Raw genomic sequence first — 842 nt, forward strand, 5'->3', positions numbered from 1 at the left:
GCCTCCGAGCAGCCGTTCTCGCTGGTGACGTTGCGCCAGGTCTGGTTGTTCGCGCCGCCGTAGGTGACTCCGCCGATGGTCGGCCTGACCCGCTCGGAGCCTTCGTAGCCCCAGCTGGCCGTACCGTCGCCGTTGGCGTCATAGGCGAACTCGAAGTGCAGGTGCGGGTGATCGTTGGATGTGGGGCCGGTCCGGCCGACCTTGCCGATCACCGTGCCCTCGGTGACCTTGGCGCCGACCGAGACGGCGCGGGACTGCAGGTGCAGGTAGGTGGTGAAATAGCCGCCGCCGTGGTCGATCTGGATCACGTTGCCGGCGTTGCTGTGGTAGAAGGACTGGTTCACCGTGCCGGCGAGGGGGGCGACCAGCGTGGCGCCCTCGGTGCCGACCTGGTCCGGCTCCTTCACCATGTCCAGTGCCGGGGCGTGGCCCCAGCTGTCCAGCCGCCACTTCTGCCCGCACGGGAAGGGCAGCTGGATGTTCGGCGCGGCCAGCATGGTGGCCCCGGCCCGGGCGGTGGCGCCGGCCGGCGCGGCCGGCGTGGCCGCCAGCACTGCCGCCCCGGTGGCGGCGACCGTCAGGCCGAGACGGAGGAAACGCTTGTACGACATCTGATGCTCCTTGACGGAAAGATCACAGGATGGGATGGCGCGGCCGGGAGTGCTCCCGGCCGCGCGGGATGTGAGAGATCCGGCGGCCCGGCCGTCCGGATGGGGAGGCGACGTGTCCTGGCGCCGGCTCGGGTACCGGGTTCGCCGGTGACGCCGTTCGCGGTGTCCGGGTCGGGCGCCGGATCGAGAGGTGACGCCGTCTTCGAGGGTCCGGCTCAGGCGAGGCCGGGT

The 842-nt window shown here is 71.5% G+C and carries 1 protein-coding gene; it reads right to left on the reverse strand.

What is annotated here, in order from left to right; translation table 11 throughout:
* A partial coding sequence (locus tag Sru01_RS35115; protein ID WP_203995270.1) for a M23 family metallopeptidase occupies nucleotides 1-611 on the reverse strand: 611 nt, incomplete at its 3' end.
* Nucleotides 612-842: the final 231 nt, after the last annotated feature.

It is taken from the genome of Sphaerisporangium rufum (genome assembly GCF_016863395.1).
Taxonomy (GTDB): domain Bacteria; phylum Actinomycetota; class Actinomycetes; order Streptosporangiales; family Streptosporangiaceae; genus Sphaerisporangium; species Sphaerisporangium rufum.